This is a genomic window from Planococcus plakortidis (genome assembly GCF_001687605.2).
Classification (GTDB): Bacteria; Bacillota; Bacilli; order Bacillales_A; family Planococcaceae; genus Planococcus; species Planococcus plakortidis.
Genome location: NZ_CP016539.2, coordinates 2,248,678 through 2,272,600, shown reverse-complemented (window position 1 = coordinate 2,272,600; position 23,923 = coordinate 2,248,678). Strand labels below are relative to the sequence as shown.

Annotated in this window: 20 protein-coding genes and 1 pseudogene; 18 read left to right on the top strand and 3 right to left on the bottom strand. The window is 50.1% G+C overall.

Translation table 11 applies throughout. From position 1 onward, the window contains the following. Positions 1–6: 6 nt before the first annotated feature. Both BBI15_RS11485 and BBI15_RS11480 read left to right on the top strand, forming a co-directional pair. The gene (locus BBI15_RS11485) at positions 7–909 is read left to right on the top strand and encodes a hypothetical protein (RefSeq protein WP_068869687.1); all 903 of its coding nucleotides are present in this window, start codon (positions 7–9) and stop codon (positions 907–909) included. Between the two features lie 142 nt (positions 910–1,051). Beyond that, positions 1,052–1,612, top strand: a complete 561-nt coding sequence (locus tag BBI15_RS11480) for a DUF4126 domain-containing protein (protein WP_068869686.1) — start codon at positions 1,052–1,054, stop codon at positions 1,610–1,612. Between the two features lie 75 nt (positions 1,613–1,687). On the opposite strand, the gene BBI15_RS11475 is transcribed toward BBI15_RS11480, so the two are convergent. Continuing rightward, positions 1,688–2,881, bottom strand: a complete 1,194-nt coding sequence (locus BBI15_RS11475) for a LysM peptidoglycan-binding domain-containing protein (protein WP_068869685.1) — start codon at positions 2,879–2,881, stop codon at positions 1,688–1,690. A 306-nt stretch (positions 2,882–3,187) separates the two neighbouring features. Between BBI15_RS11475 and BBI15_RS11470 the strand changes: the two genes are divergently transcribed. The 3 genes from BBI15_RS11470 to BBI15_RS11460 all read left to right on the top strand — a co-directional run bounded on the left by BBI15_RS11470 (position 3,188) and on the right by BBI15_RS11460 (position 5,790). Continuing rightward, complete coding sequence (locus BBI15_RS11470; protein WP_068869684.1) at positions 3,188–3,697, top strand: GyrI-like domain-containing protein; 510 nt, start codon at positions 3,188–3,190, stop codon at positions 3,695–3,697. Positions 3,698–3,963: 266 nt separating this feature from the next. After that, positions 3,964–4,452 (top strand): sigma-70 family RNA polymerase sigma factor, encoded by a 489-nt coding sequence (locus BBI15_RS11465; RefSeq protein ID WP_068869683.1) that lies wholly within the window; start codon positions 3,964–3,966, stop codon positions 4,450–4,452. Positions 4,453–4,521: 69 nt separating this feature from the next. Further along, complete coding sequence (locus BBI15_RS11460) at positions 4,522–5,790, top strand: ATP-binding protein (protein ID WP_068869682.1); 1,269 nt, start codon at positions 4,522–4,524, stop codon at positions 5,788–5,790. A 44-nt stretch (positions 5,791–5,834) separates the two neighbouring features. Here BBI15_RS11460 and uvsE read toward each other — a convergent pair. Continuing rightward, a pseudogene (uvsE, locus tag BBI15_RS11455) lies at positions 5,835–6,685 on the bottom strand (UV DNA damage repair endonuclease UvsE). Between the two features lie 118 nt (positions 6,686–6,803). Between uvsE and BBI15_RS11450 the strand changes: the two are divergent. Continuing rightward, positions 6,804–7,289, top strand: a complete 486-nt coding sequence (locus tag BBI15_RS11450; protein WP_068869681.1) for an SRPBCC family protein — start codon at positions 6,804–6,806, stop codon at positions 7,287–7,289. A 134-nt stretch (positions 7,290–7,423) separates the two neighbouring features. Here BBI15_RS11450 and BBI15_RS11445 read toward each other — a convergent pair whose 3' ends face one another. Further along, the gene (locus tag BBI15_RS11445) at positions 7,424–8,182 is read right to left on the bottom strand and encodes an NRDE family protein (RefSeq protein ID WP_068869680.1); all 759 of its coding nucleotides are present in this window, start codon (positions 8,180–8,182) and stop codon (positions 7,424–7,426) included. Positions 8,183–8,356: 174 nt separating this feature from the next. Here BBI15_RS11445 and BBI15_RS11440 point away from each other — a divergent pair, with 174 nt between their 5' ends. From BBI15_RS11440 to BBI15_RS11385, 12 genes are all read left to right on the top strand, one after another. After that, positions 8,357–10,072, top strand: a complete 1,716-nt coding sequence (locus BBI15_RS11440; RefSeq protein ID WP_167358039.1) for a sensor domain-containing diguanylate cyclase — start codon at positions 8,357–8,359, stop codon at positions 10,070–10,072. 383 nt (positions 10,073–10,455) lie between these two features. After that, on the top strand, positions 10,456–13,638 hold the full coding sequence (locus BBI15_RS11435; RefSeq protein ID WP_167358038.1) for an ATP-binding protein: 3,183 nt from the start codon (positions 10,456–10,458) through the stop codon (positions 13,636–13,638). 21 nt (positions 13,639–13,659) lie between these two features. Then, complete coding sequence (locus BBI15_RS11430) at positions 13,660–14,352, top strand: response regulator transcription factor (RefSeq protein WP_068869678.1); 693 nt, start codon at positions 13,660–13,662, stop codon at positions 14,350–14,352. Positions 14,353–14,573: 221 nt separating this feature from the next. Continuing rightward, positions 14,574–14,996, top strand: a complete 423-nt coding sequence (locus BBI15_RS11425; protein WP_084632840.1) for a DUF4870 domain-containing protein — start codon at positions 14,574–14,576, stop codon at positions 14,994–14,996. A gap of 42 nt (positions 14,997–15,038) precedes the next feature. Beyond that, positions 15,039–15,827 carry a YveK family protein gene (locus BBI15_RS11420; RefSeq protein ID WP_068869677.1) on the top strand — a complete coding sequence of 263 codons (789 nt, stop codon included), beginning with the start codon at positions 15,039–15,041 and terminating at the stop codon, positions 15,825–15,827. Then, positions 15,769–16,461, top strand: a complete 693-nt coding sequence (locus BBI15_RS11415) for a CpsD/CapB family tyrosine-protein kinase (RefSeq protein WP_405312837.1) — start codon at positions 15,769–15,771, stop codon at positions 16,459–16,461. The genes BBI15_RS11420 and BBI15_RS11415 overlap by 59 nt, the downstream gene beginning before the upstream one ends. 35 nt (positions 16,462–16,496) lie before the next feature. Continuing rightward, a complete protein-coding gene (locus tag BBI15_RS11410; protein WP_068869675.1) occupies positions 16,497–18,356 on the top strand; it encodes a polysaccharide biosynthesis protein in 1,860 nt (619 codons plus the stop codon). A 37-nt stretch (positions 18,357–18,393) separates the two neighbouring features. Next, positions 18,394–19,785, top strand: a complete 1,392-nt coding sequence (locus BBI15_RS11405) for a phenylacetate--CoA ligase family protein (protein ID WP_068869674.1) — start codon at positions 18,394–18,396, stop codon at positions 19,783–19,785. 65 nt (positions 19,786–19,850) lie between these two features. Next, the gene (locus tag BBI15_RS11400; protein WP_068872581.1) at positions 19,851–21,023 is read left to right on the top strand and encodes an aminotransferase class I/II-fold pyridoxal phosphate-dependent enzyme; all 1,173 of its coding nucleotides are present in this window, start codon (positions 19,851–19,853) and stop codon (positions 21,021–21,023) included. A 77-nt stretch (positions 21,024–21,100) separates the two neighbouring features. After that, positions 21,101–22,243: a YeiH family protein gene (locus BBI15_RS11395; RefSeq protein ID WP_157101651.1), complete on the top strand. Its 1,143-nt coding sequence runs from the start codon at positions 21,101–21,103 to the stop codon at positions 22,241–22,243. 170 nt (positions 22,244–22,413) lie between these two features. After that, a complete protein-coding gene (locus BBI15_RS11390; protein WP_068869673.1) occupies positions 22,414–23,193 on the top strand; it encodes a polyphosphate polymerase domain-containing protein in 780 nt (259 codons plus the stop codon). Next, positions 23,177–23,860, top strand: coding sequence for a DUF4956 domain-containing protein (locus BBI15_RS11385; RefSeq protein ID WP_068869672.1), 684 nt, complete (start codon positions 23,177–23,179; stop codon positions 23,858–23,860). Before BBI15_RS11390 ends, BBI15_RS11385 begins: the two co-directional genes overlap by 17 nt. Positions 23,861–23,923: the final 63 nt, after the last annotated feature.

Sequence of the window (23,923 nt, the reverse complement as noted above, 5' to 3'; positions counted from 1 at the left end):
TGCGGAATGGTCAACGGACAAGGGACGACCGTACAGGAAACAATCAATTCCCATTATATGAATGATGAGGGCGTCATCCATGCCTATCCGGATAACCGGAAATCTGAATATTTGTCGGAAAGCCTCGGCCTGTATATGGAATACTTGCTTCAAGTGGAAGATGAAGGCGAATTCGCGGAACAGGCAGCGGTATTGAAGAATCGCTTCCTGGTCGAAACAGGGGGGCAAATATTTATCCCTTGGCGCCTGTATGAGGAAGCAAATGTGAATGCATTGATTGATGATGTGCGCATTGCCGCTGCCTTGGAAGGTGCGGCCCGGCAATTTGATGACCCTGGTTATTTGGAACTCTCCCGCCAGATCATGTCTGCGATCGAGGATCGGCAGCATCAGCAAGGAACTGCGGTCGATTATTACGACTGGTCCTATGAGCTCGCGGGGAACCGGATTACGCTCAGTTACTTGATCGAGGAATTGACAGTGCTTCCCGAATCGTTCGGAATATTGGAGACAGGGGAAGCTGAAGTTTTTTTCCCGGAGTATTATGATTTTGATGAGAACACCTATAGGAAAAGCGGCGAAGTCCATATGATCGACCAATTATTGATAGCGGCCAATCGCTTTGACCAGGGCCTCGAATCACCTGAATTCGAGAGCTGGCTAGTTGAAGAGTGGGAGAGCCGTGGCCAATTGGCCGGGCGATATGACCGGAAGACCGGAAAGCCCGCTGTCGACTATGAATCACTTGCGGTCTATTATTACGTATGGCAGTATTTCGAGCGCATCGGCCAAGCGGAATTTTCAAAACAGGCAGTGCAGCGTGCGGAGTCATTGGCAGGAGAGGAATTGCCGGGTGAACTGCATTTCTTTGATTACATCCACTATCAAATGATGATGCAAGAGCAATAATCGCGCCGTTTTGGAGAGAAGGATGGAAAGGGGCATTTCCATCCTTTTTGGTATGCAGTTATGGCGTTTTCTGCACGGATAGTTAGTTTATTTTCCAGAAGGGTATGGAATCGGTAAAGAGAAGACTTCTGGAGGTGCTTGAATGGAGACGTTAATGGCGATACTCATCGGCCTTGCGTTAAGCGCGACGGTCGGATTCCGTATTTTCACCCCATTATTGATTACCGGGATTTTCGAACGGGTGGATTGGATCACTTTATCTGAAGGTTTCAGCTGGGTTGGCAGTACACCCGCGCTCATCGCATTTGGTGCAGCCATGATATTCGAAATCCTGGTCAATTATATTCCGGCGGTCGGCTCGTTCATGAAATTGATTTCCACGCCGGTCGCGGCTTTAGCGGGAATATTATTGACAGCCTCGTTTATCGGAGACATGAACCCATTTCTCGAATGGGCGATTGCCATCATAGGCGGGGGTGGTGTAGCTACCGCATCGCATTCCACTTTGACGGCGGTCAAGGGAGTGAGTGATACAGCCTTGATGGGTCCTGCTGTGTCAGTTGCAGAAGACCTCACCGCCACGGTTGCGCCGATATTGATTTTCATCGTCCCTCTATTGGCCATCGTCTTTTTATTGGGGATGGCGGCCATCATTTTTCGCTTGTATAAACGTTTCTTGTACCAGAGAAGCCCAAGCCCATAATTCAGCCAATCGATATGCGTTTATGTAAAGACATGAAAAAAGCCATCCGAGGATGGCTTTTTCTTGTATCCGATGTCAGCGTGGGATGATCAAGACCTGACCGACGCGGATAGAGTTGACATTGGTGATGTTATTCGCTTTGGCGATGGCGGTGACGGTCGTGTTGTATTTTCTGGCGATGCTGTAAAGTGTATCCCCCGCTTTTACCGTATACTTAACCGTCGTCACTGGCGGCGGTGCTTGTTTGACCGGGATGATCAAGACTTGGCCGACGCTGATGAGGTTGACGTTGGTGATTTTATTGGCGGATGCGATAGCTGCAACCGTCGTATTATATTTGCTGGCGATGCTATAGAGCGTGTCCCCAGCCTTAACAGTGTATTTTACGGTCGTTGCCGGCGGTGGCGCCGGTGGAGTCGTGCCCGGGATGACGAGGACTTGGCCGACGCGGATCAAATTGTAATTGGTGATGTTGTTGGCTTTCGCAATGGCTGCGACAGTGACATTATATTTTTTGGCGATGCTGTAAAGCGTGTCCCCAGCTTTGACCGTATAGGTCGTTCCGCCGGTTGGCGGCAATTTCAATAGATCGGATACAGTGACGAATTTATAGCCTTTCGCTTTCAGTTTGCTGATCATGCCAGGCAAAGCAATTGGCGTTCCGGGTGCGCCTGCTCCTGTATGCATCAACACGATGGAGCCCGGCACGATGTTGTTGATGACTTTATTCGTTATTTCGGTTGAAGATATGCCTTTCCAGTCGACCGTGTCGATATTCCACTGGATGGTGTGTGTGTACCCTGCATCCCCAACGCCTTTTAAGACGGTGGCGTTATAAGCGCCGAATGGTGCCCTGAAGATCGGTTTGGTGGATTTGCCGGTGATATTTTTGTAGGCAGCTTCCGTTTTTGCCAGTTCGCTTTGCATGGCAGCGATGCTGATTTTCGTGAAATCGGGATGCGTATAGGAATGGTTGCCGACTTGATGTCCGGCGTTCGCGATATTGCGGATCCAGCTTGGGTGATGATTGAGGCCGGTTCCGGTCACAAAGAAAGTGGCCTTGACATTATTCGTTTTCAGGATGTCGAGGATTTTATTGATGTTTGTCCCGTCCGCTCCATCATCGAAAGTCAGGGCGACGACTTTACTGGTCGTGTTGCCTTTCGTGACGAAGGTTGAGGAGGCTGCGTCAGCCTGACCAGTGAACGACAGCAGTGAAAAGAGCAATAACCCTGCAACAGCCAGCAACTTGCTCCATTTGGATAACATTCTGCTCACCCCTTGTTTGAATTAGCCGTCAGACGGCTTATGTATGTGGAAAAAACTGTGTGAATCAAGGCTTATGCCTTTCTTGAACGTTCTGAAATATAGGGTTTTTATAGTCTTATTATATCATGTTCCATTATAAAAACTATTATTATGTTTGAAAATTCAGTAAATAAAGAAAGCCTAGAAGAAATCTTTATTAGTGGCTTGAAGTTTGCGGCCGAAGAATTCGGGAGTGAATCAGATCCGTGACTGAAAAAGCCCAGTGGCGGGTATGGAATAGCAAATGACCGAACGGGAGGGGAATGCATGCATTATATGAATGAACCGACGATTGAAGCGCGTAGTGAACAGCCCTATGTCGGCATCACTGCGAAAGTTTCAGGGCATATCGGTGAAGCCCCTGAACTCGCTGCCGAAGTATTGGCCTGGTTAAGTGCGCGCAATGAATCGCCTGCGGGGCTGCCGTTTATCCGTTTCTGGTGCCTGGACGAAGATAAGGATCGGCTGATTGAAGTAGGCATCCCGACAAAAAAACTGCTGCCTGAAGATCAGCGAATCATTTCAGGGTATTTGCCGGGCGGCGATTTTGCCCATGCTATCCACAAGGGGCCGCCTGAACATTTCTGGTCTTCTGCAGACGGTTTGGCGGACTGGCTGGCAAGGGAAGGGCTTTCGGCAGCGTTGCGCTACGAGGGCGAAACGAAAATATGGGACGGCCATATGGCTTTTTTTGTGACCGATCCCGTTGAAAAGAAAACCCGGGACGCCTGGGTGATTGAATTATTCATTCTATTGCTCGCTGACCACGCCGCATAAAAAAATGCCCTCCCGTTGCTCATCATTGCCGGCAGCGGGAGGGCATTTTTTTAATTGGCTGAACATAAAAATCGCTCCCTGTCGAAAAAAATTTCTAGGTGTAAATTGTTAAAAATATGGAATCGGCTAAAGGATAAGTAAACAGAAACGGTTTTTTTATCCAAACCAAATTCCAATTATAGGAAGATTCCGAACTGGACGCGGATGGCAAGCTTTCATAAGCTGTATTCACCCGGGAATAATAGGACGTCCAGAAGGAAAAGGAAATGGAAGATTTTACACAAGTGGCCGAACAATATGCACCAATGATCTCATCGCTTATCCGCAAATTGAATATTTATGCCGACTATGACGCATTCCGCCAATTGGGGTTTATCGCATTGTGGCAGGCCTGGGAAAAGCACGATCCCGAAATCGGCCATTTTGCGCCGTTTGCCTACCGCAGCATCAAAGGCGCGATGAAAGACGAATTGACAAGGCGCCAAAAAGGAGGCAAAAAGGTCAAGAATTCCGATTTATTCCTTGAAGAGGAAGAAGCGGTGGAATGGGTGGCTGAAAAGTTGCCCGATTGGCTGGATGCGGCCGGCTTGACCCCGAAAGAACGGAAGCTGCTCGAGGAGATGTATATAGACGGATACAGCCTGACAGAATTGCGAAAGATTTATGGCCTTAGCTTATCCGGCATGAAGAAGCGCAGGGAACGGACCTTGTCCAAAATACGGGCGGCGATCGGCCATCCATACAAAGATTGCTAAAAATAGCTGGAAGCTTGGGGGGAGTTCTCGGTATAATGGTAATCTGAAACGGTAAAAGGGGGTTCGCACATGGAAGCGATGATGACCGGCATGATCAACAATATTTTCTTCATCATTTTTCCGATCATCCTCTATCAGATGTTCGTGACTGCCGGGCAGCGAAACTTCTTTGTCAGCCACCGGATTACCATGACGATCCTGTTTTCGGTCTCCATCATCCTATGTATGGTGTTCCCGTACCAATTCCTTACAGAAGATTATATATTCGATCTCCGGCAAGTGCCGATGATTGTCGGCGCCTTGTACGGGGGCCCGCTTGTCAGTGCGGTATTGTTCATCGTATCGGCCGTGGGGCGCATCGCCATTGGCGGGGACGGCATGTATATCGCCATCTTGAACCAGCTGTTAGTGGCAGCGGGCGTTCCTTTCCTTGGGCCGCTGTACCGCAAAGTCAATCGCTGGTTGAAAGCTGTGATCGTGTTCTCCATTTCGATCGTCTCGCTGTTATTCAATTTATTTGCAGGCTATTTCTTTTTCGGGGATCCGATCCATGATTTGATTGGGATTTGGCTCATGCTGATGCTCAATCAGGGAGGCATTATCATATTGACTGCTTTGCTCATCGAACATCTCCAGAAGCAGGAGTATTTATACCAGTCGCTCATGCGCCATGAAAAGATGGAGACGGTCAGCCATTTCGCAGCGGCCGTGTCCCATGAACTGCGCAATCCGCTGCAGAGCGTGAAAGGGTTTGTCCAATTGCTTCAGGAATATGAGTACCCGCGTGCGAAACAGTTGGAGTTCCAGCAAACCATCCTGGAGGAAATCAAAGTAGCCGAGGACCTGATCGATGATTACCTGGTCTATGCCAAGCCGATTTATGGTGAACTGAAACGCATTGAAGTGGAACCCGAACTATCCCACGTCATCAAGATCATGACGCCGTATGCCAATGCCAGGAACGTGGAGATCCTTGTGCAGGCGGGAGATTCATCCAGTCCCATTATGGGCGATTCGCAAAAACTCCATCAAGCTCTTGTGAACGTCATCCGGAATGGGATCGAAGCGATGCCGGATGGGGGGAGGCTGGGAGTCGAGCTGGAAACGTCTGCACAGTCGATCTGCGTGCATATTACAGATGAAGGCGTCGGCATGACAAAAGAGCAGCTCAAACGCCTCGGGGAACCTTATTTTTCGAATAAGTCGAAAGGGACAGGGCTCGGGCTCATGGTCACTTACAGCATTGTCAACCAGATGGGCGGGGAAATCGAAGTCGAATCCGAAGTCGGCAAAGGCACAAAATTCACGTTGGAGTTTCCAAAACTCTTAGATGCATAAAAAAACCGCCTGGACAGCCATCATTTGGCCATTCAGGCGGTTTGCTATTGGTTTTGGAGTTTGTGGAGAAATGGCAGCACAGCCTGTTCCTTCAATTTCGCTTCGAACATGATATCCACTTCGTACCCTTCGACCAGCTTCAATAATTCAGAAAAATCTTCTTCGGAAATGAGGTCGTGATGGCGCAGGTCGGTGAACCCTTCGCGGCCGGTGCTGATATGGATCTTCGGTCTTCCATACCCCTCCCATGTAGCCATGATTTCCGAAAAATCGACCGGCTCGCCGTCATTATTGCAATTATGGTGATGGATATCGAAACAAATTGGGACTTTGCAGATGGCGTGCACATCGAGCACATCACGCAATGTGAATGTTTTATCATCGTTTTCCAGCCTCAACCGCTGCCGTATGCTGCCGGACAATTGCAAGTAATTTTCGGCGAAACGCCGTTTGGCGGTTTCCTTATCTCCGTAAGCGCCGCCTGTATGCAAGATGATATCCGTACCCCGAGCAATTGGATCAATTTATCGTGGTATTCAAGGTCTTCGATCGATTTCCGCACGACTTCGGGCTTCGGCGAATTCAATACCGTATACTGCCCCGGATGCACAGAAACCCGGATTCCATGCTCGTCCACTAATTGCCGGATCTCCCCAGCTATCGCCAGGAAATCTTCGTCTTCCCACCAGCGCCAATCGTTGATGGGATGCGTAGACAAAGGAACGATGGAACTGGATGCGCGGTAAAATAGGATCCCTTGTTCCAAATTCCAGCGAATCACTTCCAAAGTAGTTTCCATATTCTGGATCGTCAATTCTTTTATTTTTTCGGTTCCTTCTTTTTCAGCTGTGGCTAAGCGCAATGTGCGAAAAACCGTCTTAAGTTCTGTGTTCATGCATGCATATCCCAATCTCATCGTTTTCAGCTCCTCCCGCACAATATACCCGATTTACATAGAAATCACACGGAACTTGGGTATACTAGTAATAAAGACGAGTGGAGGAGGAATTTCAATGACAGCGGAAATCACCAAAAATCCTACCGGCTACAATGCAACATTCAACAGGTATTTCGAGCATTCCCCAGAACAAGTCTGGGCGATGCTGACAGACAACCGCAAAATCCATCGCTGGTTTTCAGGGCTCCAAATGGAGGAAGAAGGCGAATTAGGCCATCTGTCACTGGAAATGGGCCACGGGCAAAAGAAGGAATTCCCGATTACCGAGTATAAAAAAGGTGAAGTGCTCGCTTTTGAATGGGGAGACGATCATGTGCATTTCGAGCTGGCCCCGGAAGGCCAAGGAACGAGGGTGAAGATGGTCGAGACCTTGCCGGACATTACAGGGCAGACCCCAAAGGACGTAGCGGGATGGCACGTGGCGCTGGATATCATGGAAGCCATTTTAGACGGCCATGGCATCGAACGCACGTCTGAATGGGAGCGCTGGTATCCTGAATACAAGCGCCTGTTCGAGAGCATGGGCGTCGATTTCGCATAGAAGCATGAACGAACCCCGAGCGGGCCATCCGCTTGGGGTTCGTTTTGGGCTAATAAGCTTGAAGCTTCCAGCCGTACTAATAAACGTATTGAGTTGCTTCTCCGGAGATAGGCTTAAACCTCGCCAGCTGCTGGTTAGGGTATCCGGAATTCATATTCGCGATCTTCGCGGAACTCCCCGTTTTCGTAGCTTCTTTCGGCGAAAGTGACGAGCCCGTCATGGCCGATGAGCAACACCGTGGCCGATCGTGTCCCGTAATCGGGCATTTTGATGAACATGGGGGACAGCGCCCGTTCCAAGTCCAGGCCGACTCCGGTTTTTGGGAGCAGGTGGTCGGGCGCTTGTTCGGCATCCGCTAAAATTTCAAACAGGCGGTCGAGTTCCACGTGTTCATTCACCGATACATATGCCTCGAGTCTTTCTTTTCCGCGCTCGACTTTCGGCCAGGGCGTGTTCAGGAAATGATTGCTCAATCCGTGCGTGCCGGGTGGGATCTTTACCGGTTCACCTTGAATATTATTATAATAATAGAGCTCCTCGGCATCGCCCGCGATCAAATTGAACCCTGCGTATTCCTTGTCGTCGATAGCCTTCAGATAATCTTCCGGGGAAATATGGCCATCAAGAAATTGAGTGACCAGTTCGCCGCGGGATTTGGCTCCGGCCACCATATGTCCAGGGTTCCTGTAATTGGTCAGTGCAGCGAAGCGTCCGGATTTGTTCACCCCGAGCCAGGTTCCCATCTGGCTAAGGTCACGGCCTGCGAGAATCCCGGGCGCATCTTCCCAGAAATGGGCGGGCGCGGCGGGGCGGCCGTAAAATTCATCGCGGTTTGCGGCGACAATTAATTTATAGCGGGGATGCTGTTGGTATTGCAGGTTGATCAAGCACATAATGGTTCTCCTTTCTCGTCCCGATCAGGGAATGAACACAAGACGATCCGGCTGTTTGAAGCTGATTCCATTATAACGGATACGGATATGATTGGCTTATGCCGTGTTTGGGGGCTGGGCCGGAAGTTCCTGCTTGTTTGAAAATCTGATAAGATGTTAAAGAAGTCAAAACAAATGAAAATAAGTCGATGGCATCACGCGGAATTGGGGGATTTGGAGATGGGGAGCAGGCCTGAACGATTGGCGTTGGAACGTGTATTGCTTGAAGGAATAGAAGAGATGGTTTTCATTGTCAGGGTCGAACCGGAAGCTTGTGTTTACGAATTCATCAACGAAGCGGTCAAAGCCAATACACAGATGGATGACTCCGCCCTCGGTAAGTCTTTCCGGGAAGTGCATGAACCCAAAATTGCGCAACAGCTGATTCATTTTTATGAATTGGCCCTGGCTGGAGGGGAGAGTATTTTCTATGAAGATTCCTATTATGCCCCGGATGGGGAGCTGCGTTACTCCAAGTCGCGCTTGACGCCGATGCTGGACGGGTCCGGCCGTTGCAGCCACATCGTCAGTGTGGTCAATGATGTGACGGAAGAAAAGCTGGCAAAACTTGCGCGTGAAGAGGCGTTGACCCGTTTAGAAGAGAGTAATGCGAAATACCGATCATTGTTCGAAAGCAATGGGGATGCCGTCTTCACCCTGACATTGAGTGGGCAGGTCAATGGCGGGAACCGGATGGCCAGGGCGCTTGTGAAACGGCCGATCAGTGAATTGGCCGGAAGGGATTTCTGCGGGCTGGTCGAGGAAAACGAACGGGTGAAGTCAAAGGAAATATTCGAGGAAGCGGCCTTTGGTCTTTATAAAGACCATCGCCTAAGCCTCCAACCGAAAGATGGCGAGGCTATCGGATGTTTGGTGAAATTCATCCCGATCAGTGTGCGGGGGGAGGTCACAGGCTATTATTTGATGGCGAAAAATATGACCGAGCTGGACCTCCTGGTCAGTAAATATTTGGAAAGCGAGAAGAATTTCCGGGTGATGGCAGAAAATGTTTACGATGTGGTCGTCTTGATGAACAAACAAAAGGAGTATTTATACGTCTCTCCGTCGAGCCAGAAGATTTTCGGCATTGCATCTGAAGAAGCAGTTGGGCGGGAACCGTTCTTCAATGTTCATTCGGATGATCTGGAACTTGTGGATCGGCAGTTTCAGGAGGCTGTACAAAAGGCAGGGCCTTATTCCTTGCAGCTGCGCCTCGATCATCCGGGGCGCGGATGGATTTGGGCAGAGATGAATGGGACACCTGTCTATGATGAGAAAGGCGAATTTTCCCATATGGTCATGATCGTGCGGGATATTTCAGTGCAGAAGAAATACGAAGCCCAACTGGAATATTATGCATTCCATGATTCATTGACGGGATTGCCGAACCGTCGCTATTTTCAGGAATACAGCCAGCGCAAATTGGAAGCCCAGGAGCGGACGGATGGCAGGGTGGCCCTGGCATTATTGGACCTCGATGATTTCAAGGGTATCAACGATAAGTACGGGCACGATTTCGGTGATATGGTATTGCAGGAATTCGCAAAACGATTAGCCAAATTGGATGAAGAAGGTTACATTCCTGTGAGGATGGGCGGAGATGAATTTCTCGTCGTTCTGGAAGGGGTGACGACGGATGCAGCGGCACATGCAGCTGCAGGAAAAATCCGTTCAGCGCTCTCAAGCGGCTTGGTCGTCGACGGCATTTCCGTCCCGGCCAATTTCAGTCTGGGCGCCGCTGTAGCTTCTTCTGCTGAAGAAAGTATTTCCTCGATTTTAAGGCGTGCGGATGAAGCGATGTATAAAGCGAAAGGGAGCGCCGCGAACGAAAATAAGGTATTGCAGCCGTAAGCGGAAGCTTGCGGCTTTTTTTAATGCTTTCGAACTAAGCCATTGGAAAAGGTGTATTTATTGTAGTGCTAAATATATATTTGAATATTCGGAAATTAAAATGGTTTTCATTTCCTGTGATAAATGATATGATTTCGTTAAATCAATAAACCTAGTTAATATACATAAAATGGATTTGAGAAATAAAAATTAAATCTTTTGCCTTAGGACAAATGATTAACGTGGTTATTTCAATGCATTTTCCACTTAAAGAGCTGCCGGGAACTTTAAATATCTGATTATTCGGATAAAAGAGGTGCTGTGTCATGAGTTATTCAAAGAAGAAAATTTACTCAGCTCTATTCTTTTTTCTAATATGCTGTATGGCGATAGGGTGTGCCGCCATGAACATAGCAGCCGATTCAGGGCAGCGGCTTGTCCTGGATGGCCATCATGAAAAAGTTGCTGCAGGCAGCCAGCTTTCCGTTCTGGAAGATGAATCAGGCGGTCTGCAAATGGAGGAGATCCAACAAGCCCCGCATGTGTGGAATTTCATGCCAGCCGGCGATACTCCCTTGAATATCGGTTTCAGCCCGTCGGTGTATTGGCTCATGCTGGAAGTGGAAAACCAGGCTCCAGCCGAAAAGGAATGGCTTCTCGAACTGGGCTCTTCAAGTGTCGATCAAGTGAGCTTGTACACGTCCGATGGCGAGGGAGGGTATACGGTTGTGCAGGGAGGCCAGGAAGTGGCATCCGAAATCATCCATAGGACGGCCGTTTTTCCGATAACGCCTCCGTCCGGTGAAGCAACCATTTATTGGATGCGCGTGGAATCATCAGAGCCGATCCAATTGCCGGTTACAGTCTGGGAGCGGGAAGCATTCGAGGCGGAGACGCGGCAGCAGGTCGCCTTTGTGGGTGTGCTTGGCGGGCTTGGGTTAATGTTTTTGTTCTATTATATCCAGCGGTTCATAGCCCTCCGGCAGCGTGCTTATTTGTATTTTGTCATTTATGCCATCACGGCCTTTTTCCTTTTTTCCTCTGCAGCCGGCTTGAGTTTGGATGTGATCTGGCCGGAGCTGGATTTATGGAATGGCTATAGCGTGTTCTTCATGGTCGGGTTGGCTGGGCTGTCGGTTACGCTGCTGACGGAAGGTTTATTGAATGTGAAGCGGCATTTGCCTGAAGCGGACAGGATGGTCAAATCGCTGCTCGTATCCAATGCAGTTATCTTGACCACCTTATTCATTTCTTTCGAATGGGCGAGGCTGCTGTTGACGCTGGCACTCGGTGTCACTTTGCTTGCCAGCCTTTCATTGGCGGCCCATGGCATGAAAAGGGGAGTGGTGCATGCCCGTTATTATGCGCTGTCCTTACTGTTCTTTTTAGCCGCTGGGGTCTTGAACGCATTGTATGTTTCGGGAATGTTGCCGATCACCATGATTGCGCAAGGCTTCATCTTCCTGTTTGGGGTGTTGGCTGTCATTTGCGCTGCAATGGCGCTCCGGGATAAAGAGAAAATCAGGGAGCAGGAGAGGTTTCAGCGTGAGCGCAGTTCCGCTGAAAGGCAGCGCATTGAAATCGAACGGCTTCGGCAAGTCAACGAACGCAAAGATGAATTGCTCGCCATCACGTCCCACAGCTTGCGGACGCCTTTATACGGAATGGTAGGGATAGCGCAATCGCTTCAAGAATCCGCTTACAGCAAAATGCCGCCATCCGTCATCCAGCAGTTGGAAACCATTTCTGAAACCGGCAAGAAGCTGGCGAGAATGATCAATGAAACATTGGATTTTTCAGGGCCGAAACACCATATGCTGTCTTTGCATCTGGAGAAAGTGAAGCTGCCGGACGTTGCCGATTCTGTCATCCGGCTATGTACACCGTTGCTGAAATCAGGGGAGGTCAGCCTGAAGCACACAATACCTGCCGATTTCCCGGAAGCGATCGCCGATCCGGAGCGCGTGCGCCAAGTGCTCTACAATCTTGTCGGCAATGCGGTGGAGCATACGGATAACGGAGAAATCACCGTTTCTGCAAAAATCATCAAAAAACAGGTCGCCATAACTGTTAAAGATACTGGAAGCGGAATGGAAGAACAGCAATTGGATAATTTGTTCGAGCCGATCGGCAACTCGGCAACGCCCCACCTGGGCATCGGGATGGGGTTGAAGATCACCAAACGGCTTGTGGAATTGCAGGGGGGCTGGCTGAAAGCGGAATCAGTTCCCGGTAAAGGCTCTTCCTTTACATTCACCTTGCCACTCACCGAAGAGGAGCGGGACCCTGAACCTGCCCCGCCGACAGAAATCAAGGAATTGACGGCTTCACAACTGGCAGATTCATTGATCAAGGAAAAGAACGTCAAAAAAGGTTTGCGCATTTTGGTGGTCGAGGCGGAAGAAGTCAACCGCCTCATGCTGGCCCACCAGCTTAAGGGGGAAGGGTATAAGGCGGAAGGGGTCAGTTGCGGTGAGGAAGCCCTCGTTCATCTGGATAATCGGCCAGCGGATTTGGTCATACTCGATGATGAGCTACCGGATATGGCAGGGGATGAATTATGCCGCCGGATCCGGGTCAATGCAACCTTGACGGAATTGCCGATCCTGATGCTGTCCGATAAAGAGGGGGTCAAGGAAAAAGCCAATGCCTTCAGTGCCGGGGCCAACGATTATTTGGTGAAGCCATGCGATGTCGAAGAGTTTTTCATGAGGGTGGAAACGCTCGCCACGCTCCGCAGCATGACACAGGAAATCACCAATTTGAATTTCTTCCTTGAACGCAATGTCAAGGAGCGGACGATGGCATTGGAGATCACCAACATGAACTTATTGACGGTGAATGATGAAATCCAGGAAGTCGAAAAATCACGCAACGAGATGCTGTCGGCAATTTCGCATGAATTGGGCACACCGATTACCTTGATCCACAGTTATATCCAGGCAGTGAAGGAAAGTTTGATCGAAGAGAACAATCCCCGTTATTTGGATATGATCCACAAAAAACTGTTATTGCTTGAGCGCTTGACGGAGGATCTGGTCGAGCTGTCGAAATACAAATCGGGCAATATGACACTGCGTTTCGGGGAACTGCAGCTCGACGATTGGCTCGAGCGGATTGCGGCTTCCATGGAAGCGGACCTTGCGCAAAGCGGCAGGCGCTTCCGGTTTGTAGGGCCGGATGGAAAGGAACGGCCTGCAGACTGGCGGCTGATGGTCGATGTCGATCGTGTCGATCAGGTGTTCTCGAACTTGTTGTGGAACGCGGTCAAGCATACATCGGCGGAAGAAGGGCGCATCATTTTGTCGGCAACTATCCATGACAGCGTGACGATACTGGATGAAAAAGAAGCGGATGGCGAATTGATCATACGTGTGGAAGATAATGGATGCGGCATCAAGAAAGAGGCTTTGCCGCATATATTCGACCGCTTCTTCAAGATCGATGAATCGGTGCATTACAAGGGAAGCGGGCTCGGCCTTGCGATTGCCAAGGAAATCATCCAATCGCATAAAGGCGAAATCTGGGCGGAAAGTGAAGAAGGCGCAGGCAGCACATTCCTCATTGCCCTGCCCTTGAGATACTAACAACCCATGGGAGGGATATTCATGAACAGTGCAACTGTACTGATTGTCGAAGACGAAGACGGTATCCGTGAATTGATGCGTTTGTTCCTGGTGAAGAAAGGCTATGACATCATCGAGGCCGAAGACGGATATGAGGCGATGGATGTGCTGTCCAAAGAAAATCCGGACCTGATTTTGCTGGATATCGAAATGCCCGGCATGAGCGGCTTGGAATTGTGCGAGAAGATCCGGATCCGGACCAAGACGCCGATCCTCTTCGTCAGCTACCGGAAAGAACTCGCCTATAAAATACAAGGGCTTGAAGTGGGTGGCGATGATTACATCACCAAGCCCTTCGACTTCACGGAACTCGAAGCGCGCGTCAAGGCGATCTTGCGGCGCAACGGCTGGAAAAGCGGGGAAGAGGACAAACTGTCGATCCTGAAATTCGGGGATCTCCATATCCATGTCGATTCACGTGAGCTGTACGTGAAAGGAAAGCCCGTGAAACTCTACCATAAAGAGTTTCAATTATTGCTCTTGATGGCCCAGACACCGAACCGTGTCTGGACAGCTGAACAATTATACGACCAAGTGTGGGGCTATTATTCAGAAGGCGATGTCCAGACGGTCAAGGTCCACATCAGCAATCTGCGCCGGAAAGTGGAGAACGACCCGGCCACCCCGCGCTATATCCAGACCGTCCGGGGATTCGGATATAAGTTCACGAATTGAATAAGGGAAAGCCGATCGTTTTGCCGAAAAGGCAAAAGCGATCGGCTTTTTTAGTTCCCGAAATTGGTGAAGATCTGGCCAAGCATGCAGGACAAAAGCGCCACGGTAAATTAATTTTTTAGATAAATGAAACTAGTGAAACTATTTAACTTTGTTTTAACCTGCTCTCTTTAGTATGGGTCTTAACCGATAGGAAGACAGATTTCAAGGAGGAAAAGCAGATGATTGAGAACAAGATCAAGATGACGAATGAACCGCCTGTCGATTTTGAGCAGCAAACCATCTTCAAGCAGAGCCGGGAAGCGCCAAGCACCCAGCCTTCCATCACCGGGCTTGGCCTTTCGGAAAATGTCGCAGGATCGCTTGCGTATTTGCTCGGGTTTTTCTCGGGCTTCGTCCTGCTGATGGTCGAGCGGGAAAATCGTTTCGTCCGTTACCACGCTTTCCAGTCCGTGTATGTCTCGATTCTTTTTTTCACATTGTTTACAGCAGCCGGCATGATGCCGATGACAGGGTGGGTGGCTGAAGTGTTCTTGATGCCGATCGGCTTGGTGCTGTGGATCATCCTCATGTTGAACGCACATAACGGGAAGGCGCTGCGCCTGTGGATCATCGGCCGCTTTGCAGAAAAACAGCTCCATTGAACAAGCAAAATCACCCCGTATATGGGGATATGAGGTGAAGACATGGAAAGTACATTCAATATGAAAGAGTTTTTCAAGAACCTGAAGAAACGCCTGCCGCTCATTCTCGCGATGACGGTCGCCTTTGTCGCCATCGCGGCAGCTGTCAGTTATTTATGGATGAAACCGGTCTATCAGGCATCGACACAGATCCTCGTCAATAAAGCGCCGGCAAATGCACAGGAATTCAGCATGCAGGATATCGATACGAACCTTCAATTGATCAGCACCTATAACGTCATCATCAAGAGCCCGGCGATCTTGACGGAAGTCATCAATGAGCTGGGGCTCAACGAGACGGTACAATCGCTGAACGATCGGATTGAAGTGTCAAGCATCGAGGATTCGCAAGTCGTGACGCTCGAAGTCGAAGACGGCTCGATGCAGCAGGCGGTACTGATCGCCAATACGACCGCTAAAGTATTTGAACAGGAAATCCGCAATTTGATGCGTGTCGACAACGTCAGCATCCTGGCACCGGCCATGATGCCCGGAAGCCCTGAACCGGTCAAGCCGGATCCGCTGTTCAATATGGCAGTCGGAGCGATCATCGGCTTCATGCTCGGAACCGGACTTGCCATCGTCCTCGATCAATTGAACACGACGGTGCGTACGGAAGAGGACATCGATGAATTGCTTGGCCTGCAAGTGCTCGGTGTCGTGAGCCCGGTCGGCGACTTGGATAAGACGGATAAACCATCGAAACATACTGACAGAATGGAGTTGGATGAGAATGTTGAATCAGACAGCGTCAAAACGGCCGCTCGCCCGAAAGTTGGTAGCACGTATTAAACCGAATTCGGTCATCAGCGAACAATACCGCACGATCCGTACGACCATTAATTTTTCGCTGCCAGGCAGCGAAATGAAGACTTTATTATTCACTTCCGCTTCGAAAGAAGAAGGCAAATCGACGACTTCAGCCAATATGGCAGTCGTTTTTGCGGAATCCGGGAAAAGGGTGCTGCTTGTAGATGCCGATATGCGAAAACCGACGCTGCACCATACGTTCAATTTGAATAACCATAGCGGCTTATCGAATTTATTGGTCGGCAAGGGGGAACTCGAGCAAAGCGTCCGCGATAGCGGAATCCGTGGCCTGGAACTGCTGACTTCGGGTCAGGTGCCGCATAATCCGGCAGAGCTGCTGGATTCACCGATGTTGGACCGGCTCATGGCGGAGATGAAAGAGCGCTACGACTTGGTCATCTTCGATTCACCGCCGATTTTATCGGTGACAGACTCCAAGATCCTGGCGAATAAATGCGACGGAACCGTTCTCGTCGTCAATACGGGGAAAACCGAAAAGCAGAGCGCAATGAAGGCGAGGGACAGTTTAGCGACTTCCAAAGCGTTTATCGTCGGGGTCGTGATGAATAACTACAAACTCAGCAAGGACCATTATTACAGCAATGAATACCAATAAAAGCGGTACTTGCGCGAGGAGAAGGGGCTAATGACATGACAATTACCAAACGCTATACATCATTGTTCATCATCGACTCGCTGATCATCCTCTCAGCAACGTATCTCTGTTATTTGTTCTTGCTGCCATTCGACAACATCATGTCGAACCAGTTGTTGCTGTTTATGACCGTCACATTGTTCATCGCCCACCATTCCTTTGCCTGGCATTATGGCCTCTACCGTAAAGTGTGGGCGTATGCTTCGGTCCATGAGTTGAAATCGATCGTCAAGGCGGTCACTTTGACGATGTTCGTGGCGACGGTCATGCAGTACATCCAGACCGGTGGGGTATTTGTCCGGATCCTTGCGCTGACGTGGATGTTCCTCATCCTGTTCCTTGGGGCCTCGCGTTTTTCATTGCGCCTCTACCATGAACGCGAACCGCGGAAAGGCGAAGGGCAATTGAGCCGCACAATCGTGGTCGGTGCGGGTGAAGCCGGGCGAATGATCGTCCGCCAGATGAAGCAGAATCCGCAATGGGGAAGAAAGCCGATTCTGTTCATCGATGATGACCGGACAAAATGGGGCTTGGAAATCTTCGGTTTAGGGGTGGCTGGGCCGATTTCGGAAATCCCCCGTTTGGCTGCTGAGAACGAGATCGACCAAATCGTCATCGCCATTCCATCGCTGTCGAAAAAGGAAATGGCGGAAGTGACGAAACTATGCATCGAGACAGGGCTGAAAGTCCAGACAATCCCTCGAATTGAAGATCTGATGGTCGGCAAAGTCAAAGTCAGCGATATCCGGGATGTGAAAATCGAGGATCTTCTCGGTCGCGAGGAAGTTCGCCTGGACATGGAAGCATTGACTGAAAAAATCGAAGGCAAATGCATCATGGTCACTGGCGCAGGTGGATCGATCGGCTCCGAGATTTGCCGCCAGATCAGTGTTTTCAAGCCGGCACGCCTTCTTTTGCTGGGACATGGCGAAAACTCGATTTACACCATCGACCGTGAACTGCGCGCAAAAATCCCGAAAGAAATCGATATCGTCCCGATCATCGCGGATATCCAGGACCGCGAACGGATTTTCAGGATGGTCGGCAAATTCAAGCCCGATATCATTTACCACGCCGCAGCGCATAAACATGTGCCATTGATGGAAGCAAATCCGCTTGAAGCGGTGAAAAACAATATTTTCGGAACGAAAAATGTGGCGGAAGCGGCAGATCGGCACGGCGTCGGCAATTTCGTCATGATATCCACCGATAAAGCCGTCAATCCACCGAATATCATGGGGGCGTCCAAGCGATTCGCGGAAATGATCGTCCAGAATCTGGCGGTTTCTTCCAATACGACATTCGCTGCCGTGCGTTTCGGCAATGTCCTCGGTTCGAGAGGGAGCGTCGTGCCGCTGTTCCGTGAACAAATCGCAAAAGGCGGACCGGTGACGATCACCGATCCGAAAATGACCCGCTATTTCATGACAATCCCGGAGGCTTCACGCTTGGTGATCCAGGCGGGCATGCTTGCATCCGGCGGTGAAGTGTTCGTGCTGGACATGGGGGAACCGGTGAAAATCGTCGACTTGGCGCGCAATATGATCCGGTTGTCGGGTTTTGAAGAGGACGAGATCCAAATCAAATATACCGGCATGCGGCCTGGTGAAAAGCTCTATGAAGAACTGCTGGATCCGAGTGAAATCCAGTCGGAGAAAGTATTCCCGAAAATCCATATCGGAAAAGCCACACCAATCAGCCAAGTGGAAATCAGCCGGATCCTGAAAAAGCTTCCTGAAATGGAAGAACAGGAAATTCGTGAGACTTTATTGAAACTCGCGAACCGCCCGAAAGAAGGCAAAGTAAAGGAAATGGCCTGGAAGGAAGAGTTGAAAATCGAAGGGGGATTGGCCTGATTACAGTTTCTTCCTACAAGCGCAGGGGGGATGCAAAGTGAAGCTGCTATCAACGGAACTGTATGGGAATTCTCCTGTTTACCTCCAGAATCTGATGCTCAGTTTACGTGAATACGCCAATTCACGTAAACGGTATGGCATGGGCTATTATCGCTTTCTTCATCAACTTTCGGGCATGGATGAAAATGACCGGCAATCTGAAGAGCGGTATCGTGACCAGGAACTTCGTTCATTTCTCCGCCATGCTGCAGAACATAGCGCATTTTATCAGGAACTTTACGGAAAAAGTTTGGCTGACATTCAATGTGCCAGCGATTTGCGGCAGCTCCCAGTGATCGAAGAGGAGCTTTTCAATGAACGGATCGATGAAATCCGTTTGCACACTATGCGAAAAAAAGAGGGGGCAGCTGACGTTTCAGGAACAGGCCAATCGCCCCGCTTATGGCTGAGCAATTTGGACCTGCAAAAACAAACCGCAGCTGTAGACCATTTCAAGAAACAGCATGGCGCAATCAACCTGGATATGAAGCGTGCCACATTCCATCAGGGGAATTTCGTTCCCCCCGGCCAAAAACAAGGGGCGTTCTGGCGTGATATCTACTACCTGAATCAACGGCTGTATTCAGCCGATCATTGCATGGAGCCATTCCTCCCGACAGTGGTCCGGAACCTGAATGGCTTCCGGCCTGATTTCATCGACGGCTTGCCGGATGCGATTTTGGCGATTGCCCGCTACATCAACGACCATCGGCTGCTCTTGGATTTTCAGGCAGTGGCCGTTTTCGTCGAATCGGAAATACTATCCGAAAGCGAAGGCTTGGAGATCGAAAGCGCGTTTGGCTGCTCTGTCCGCCGGTGGAGCATGAAAACCGAGCGCTCGCCATTCCTTACCGAATGTTCTGCAGGCAACCTGCATTTCAATATGCGCACAGGGGTGATGGAGTTTACCGATCAAGGCGACGTGCTCTTGACACGCTTCCATACTACAGGGACGCCGCTGATCCGGCTGAAGATCAAGGACCAATGGATGCCCATATATTGCCAGTGCCCATGCGGCAGCGTCCATCCGGTAGTCCGCAAGCCGCTAGAGCCGATATCGGCCTTTTTGCAGTCGAGGAGCAGGGGCAGGGTGACAAGCCTCTATTTGGCGACCGTGCAGGAGAAGTTCCGGCAAGCCGCCCCTTCCATGCAGTTCGTCCAAAATTCTTTGGATGCAATTGAAATATGGCTTAGCGGAACCAATACGATACCTGCAGAACTTGAACAAAATATCGTCCGGGAGATGGCGGATATATTTGGTGAAGACATGAGTTTTACGGTGAAGGGCCGTTTACATGGCGCAGGGGATAAGGGAGCGGGGCCGAGCGGGTTGATCATCAATAATCTGCAACTCCCGCGAACTTGCCAAAGTGATTACAGCACGGACTGAACGTGCCGAGGAAGAAGAGGAGGCTGTTGTACATGAACATTCGACAGGAAACAGGAGCATCGGTTATGCCATTTCCGGTTCCGGTTAAAGAAACAGGCGATAGGATTTTTCTTTCTGCCCCGCACATGACAGGGAATGAGCAGAAGTATATCAGTGAAGCGTTCGAGTCCAATTGGATTGCGCCGATGGGGGCGAATGTCAACCAGTTCGAGGCGGAAATGGCGGCCTATGCCACGACACAGGCCGCGGCCGCGTTATCTTCAGGGACAGCCGCAATCCATCTGGCCTTGCAATTATTGGGGGTCGGAAAGGGAGACCGTGTATTCTGTTCAAGTTTGACGTTTGTGGCAAGTGCGAATCCGATTCTTTACGCCGGTGCGGAACCTGTCTTTATCGATTCGGAAGAAGAAACGTGGAATATGTCTCCCTGGGCGCTGCAAAAAGCATTCGCAGCCGCCGAACAAGAGGGCAAACTTCCTAAAGCGGTGATTGTCGTACATATTTATGGACAAAGCGCCCGCATGGATGAACTCATTGCCCTTTGCGATCATTACGGGGTGCCGATCATCGAGGATGCAGCGGAATCCCTCGGTTCTACGTATAAAGGGAAGAAAACGGGAAGTCTTGGGGCTTACGGCATTTATTCGTTCAATGGCAATAAAATCATCACGACTTCCGGGGGCGGCATGCTGGTATCGAATGACCGCAAAGGAGTGGCGCAAGCAAGATTTCTCGCCTCCCAGGCGAAAGATGACGCGCCGTTCTATGAACATAGCCGTGTCGGCTATAATTACCGCATGAGCAATGTGCTAGCCGGCATCGGGCGTGCGCAGCTCGAAGCGATCGAACTGCGCGTGTCGGCGCGCCGGGCGGTCTTCAGCCGCTATTTTACAGCTCTTGGCAAGCATGAAGCGGTGAAGTTCCAGCCAGAACTTGAAGGCACCCGCTCGAACCGCTGGCTGACGGTCATGCTGCTCGACCCGGCTCGTACCGATCGGTCGCCTGACCATATCCGGGAATGGCTGGATTCGGAAAATATCGAATCGCGCAGAGTCTGGAAACCGCTTCATATGCAACCCCTGTTTGCCGGATGCAAATTCTATTCCCATAATCCGCATGGCAAGACGGCTGTCAGCGAAAAATTATTCGCCGAAGGGCTTTGCCTGCCTTCTGGATCCGACTTGAAGCCGGAGCAGCAGCAGCGCATCATTGCGCTGCTCGAAGAAATCCTGTCCTAAACGCCCTTAGACCGAGCCGCATTTTGATGGTATGATTAATACGAAATCAAAAGACGTTTCGCAAGGAGCAGATGGACGTGCGGAAAAACACGAAAAATCAGCGAATGGTCAGGCTGCTTCCGGGCCTGGCCATTTGTTTATTGGTTATATGGGCCGGTATTTACGGCGCAGATTTGTTCGGTATGGCACTCGGGGCGATGGGGCTGTTGCCGGAGGGTGGCAAAAGCCCGGTATCGGGAATTTTTGTGGCGATCCTGATCGGGATCCTCATCCGCAATACGGTTGGCTTGCCGGAGCTATTCATCAGTGGCGTCGGTTTTGCGGTCAAATACGCATTGCGTCTCGGCATCATCCTGCTCGGTTTGCGCTTGAGCTTGACGGAAGCATTGACGCTTGGGGCATGGGGCATGCCGCTCATTATCGCTTGTATCACGGTGGGCATCGGGGTCACCTTGTTTTTCACGAAACTCTTGGGCCAATCCAATCGGCTTGGCGCATTGATCGCCAATGGGACAGGGATATGCGGCGTGACGGCCATCATGGCGACGGCGCCGGTGATTCGCGCAAAGGAAAATGAAATTTCGTATGCGATCGCCAATATCACGGTTTTCGGGCTGATCGGCATGTTGTTTTATCCATATCTTGCCCACTTCTTTTTTGCGGAAGAGCCGATCAAGGCAGGGCTATTTCTCGGCACCGCCATACATGACACGGCGCAAGTGACTGGCGCTGCCTTGATGTATGAACAAATGTACGGCTCGACGCTTGCGCTCGATGTGGCGACCATCACGAAATTGACGCGCAACCTGTTCATTATTGCGGTGATTCCGCTGATCGCGTATTTGTTTTTCCGGAGCGAAGGGCAAGAAGGCGGCACCATGCCGAAATGGTATAAATTGTTTCCTTTCTTCATTTTAGGGTTTCTTTTGTTATCGCTTCTCCGGACGATCGGGGATGCGACACTCGCTTCAGGCGGCCGGGCATTCGGCGTGTTCGGTGCCACGGGCTGGGAAGAGTTCTACAGCTTTTGGAGTTCGTTCGGCTCAACCTATATGCTGGGCCTTGCGATGGCAGGAGTGGGGTTATCAACCAATTTGAAAATATTCCGCGGAATGGGAATGAAGCCGTTCTATATCGGCTTGATTGCAGCCATTTCGGTGGGGGCAGTCAGTCTATTGCTCATCTCGCTGTTCGGCGATTTGGTGCAGCTGGCTATCTAAGCGCAACCTGAAGTCTTTCAAAGGCTTCAGGTTTTTTTGTGTTGAAGTATTCAAATATTTACCAAAATAATTTCTCATTAAACTCTCAGAATAGTCTCAGTACTTTCTCACTTTCAAAACGCATACTTGCATTATGCAAATCACCCATCATCCACCAAGGAGGGAAACAAATGGCCATTGAAATTTTCAGCAGGAAGGAACAGAAGTATTTGATTACACGGAAACAGTATGAGGCATTGATCCATGAACTGGCGCCGTATATGCGCGATGACCGGAATGGGAAAGACGGCCGCTATACCGTGAGCAGCCTGTATTTCGACAATGCGGAGCGGGCCATCTATTACGAGACGAAAAACAAATTGAGATACCGGCAGAAACTGAGGCTGCGCGTTTATGGCGATACTGGCCCTGATGGCTTGGCATTTTTCGAGGTCAAACAAAAACATGGCAAGGTCGTCTACAAACGAAGGCTGACGATGCCCCTTTCTGAAGCGCACCGCTATTTAGCGGCGCCCATATTCGGATTAGCGGATGACTACGAAAGCTCCAACCCCCAAGTGCTGAGGGAAATCGATTATTTTCGCCGCTTGTACGGGCTGGAGCCGACAATGATTGTCGCTTATGACCGCCACGCCATGCACGGAAAAAGCGATAGTGATTTGCGGATTACCTTCGATTTCAATTTGCGCTGCAGGCGGGATGAATTGCAGCTGGACAAAGGCCCGCATGGCGACCATTTCATTGATCCGGGCCTAGTTGTTATGGAAGTGAAGGTCGACCATAGTGTGCCGCTTTGGCTTGCGCGGATCTTGCAGAAACAAAATTGTGAACAGCGCAGCGCTTCGAAATTTTGCACATCGACTGAACAACTGGCAGAAACGGATCTTGTACAAGCGGGATTCGCAGAACAAACAACAATAGGAGGAGATTGGCATGGAAAAAATCAATGAACTTTTTAGCGTTAGTGCAGAAACGGGGGAATCGACATTGTGGATGAGCTCATTTGCGATGGCGATAGCGCTCGTATTGAGTTTGATCATCACGCAAGTATACCAATTGACATTCACGGGGGAGCATTACTCCCAGGACTTTGTCCACACGATTATCATGATGAGTGTCGTCGTCTCGGTTGTCATGAATGTCGTCAGCGGCAATGCCGGCGTCGCTTTCGGCTTATTCGCAGTCTTTTCGTTGATACGCTTCCGCAGCGCTGTCACCAATGCGAAAGATATCGCCTACATCTTCTTCGGCTTATGTGTCGGAATGACCGCAGGGCTTTTTCAATTCCAGCTCGCAGTCGCTTTGACCTTGTTTGCATCTTTCGTATTCTATTTCCTTTTCAAAAGCAATTACGGAAAAGGCCGCAGCACCCAATTGCTTAAAGTCATGGTTCCCGAAAATTTGAATGAAGAACAGTTTCTCGATGATATTTTGGCCGAACAGACCGAAGAGTTTAAACTGCGCCAGGTGGAGACGGCGAATCTCGGGACGATGATTCTTTATACCTTCTCGATCCGCGGGAAACAAGGCGTTAAAGACAGGGACTTGCTTGACCTGATCCGCGAACGCAATGCCAATTTGAAAGTATCCCTTTCTTATACACAAGCCTTGGAATGAAGCATCTTGCCCCAGCCCGCCAGTTCGGGCAGCTGGGGCATTTTCGGGTTTATGGGAGAGTTG

Coding starts and splice junctions, on each gene's coding strand:
- BBI15_RS11450 (WP_068869681.1), top strand. CDS start 6,804: ATGACAGCGGAAATCACCAAAAATCCTACCGGCTACAATGCAACATTC.
- BBI15_RS11460 (WP_068869682.1), top strand. CDS start 4,522: ATGGAAGCGATGATGACCGGCATGATCAACAATATTTTCTTCATCATT.
- BBI15_RS11480 (WP_068869686.1), top strand. CDS start 1,052: ATGGAGACGTTAATGGCGATACTCATCGGCCTTGCGTTAAGCGCGACG.
- BBI15_RS11385 (WP_068869672.1), top strand. CDS start 23,177: ATGGAAAAAATCAATGAACTTTTTAGCGTTAGTGCAGAAACGGGGGAA.
- BBI15_RS11430 (WP_068869678.1), top strand. CDS start 13,660: ATGAACAGTGCAACTGTACTGATTGTCGAAGACGAAGACGGTATCCGT.
- BBI15_RS11485 (WP_068869687.1), top strand. CDS start 7: ATGGTCAACGGACAAGGGACGACCGTACAGGAAACAATCAATTCCCAT.
- BBI15_RS11390 (WP_068869673.1), top strand. CDS start 22,414: ATGGCCATTGAAATTTTCAGCAGGAAGGAACAGAAGTATTTGATTACA.
- BBI15_RS11470 (WP_068869684.1), top strand. CDS start 3,188: ATGCATTATATGAATGAACCGACGATTGAAGCGCGTAGTGAACAGCCC.
- BBI15_RS11475 (WP_068869685.1), bottom strand. CDS start 2,881: ATGTTATCCAAATGGAGCAAGTTGCTGGCTGTTGCAGGGTTATTGCTC.
- BBI15_RS11415 (WP_405312837.1), top strand. CDS start 15,769: ATGTTGAATCAGACAGCGTCAAAACGGCCGCTCGCCCGAAAGTTGGTA.
- BBI15_RS11445 (WP_068869680.1), bottom strand. CDS start 8,182: ATGTGCTTGATCAACCTGCAATACCAACAGCATCCCCGCTATAAATTA.
- BBI15_RS11440 (WP_167358039.1), top strand. CDS start 8,357: ATGAAAATAAGTCGATGGCATCACGCGGAATTGGGGGATTTGGAGATG.
- BBI15_RS11465 (WP_068869683.1), top strand. CDS start 3,964: ATGGAAGATTTTACACAAGTGGCCGAACAATATGCACCAATGATCTCA.
- BBI15_RS11420 (WP_068869677.1), top strand. CDS start 15,039: ATGGAAAGTACATTCAATATGAAAGAGTTTTTCAAGAACCTGAAGAAA.
- BBI15_RS11400 (WP_068872581.1), top strand. CDS start 19,851: ATGCCATTTCCGGTTCCGGTTAAAGAAACAGGCGATAGGATTTTTCTT.
- BBI15_RS11435 (WP_167358038.1), top strand. CDS start 10,456: ATGAACATAGCAGCCGATTCAGGGCAGCGGCTTGTCCTGGATGGCCAT.
- BBI15_RS11425 (WP_084632840.1), top strand. CDS start 14,574: ATGATTGAGAACAAGATCAAGATGACGAATGAACCGCCTGTCGATTTT.
- BBI15_RS11410 (WP_068869675.1), top strand. CDS start 16,497: ATGACAATTACCAAACGCTATACATCATTGTTCATCATCGACTCGCTG.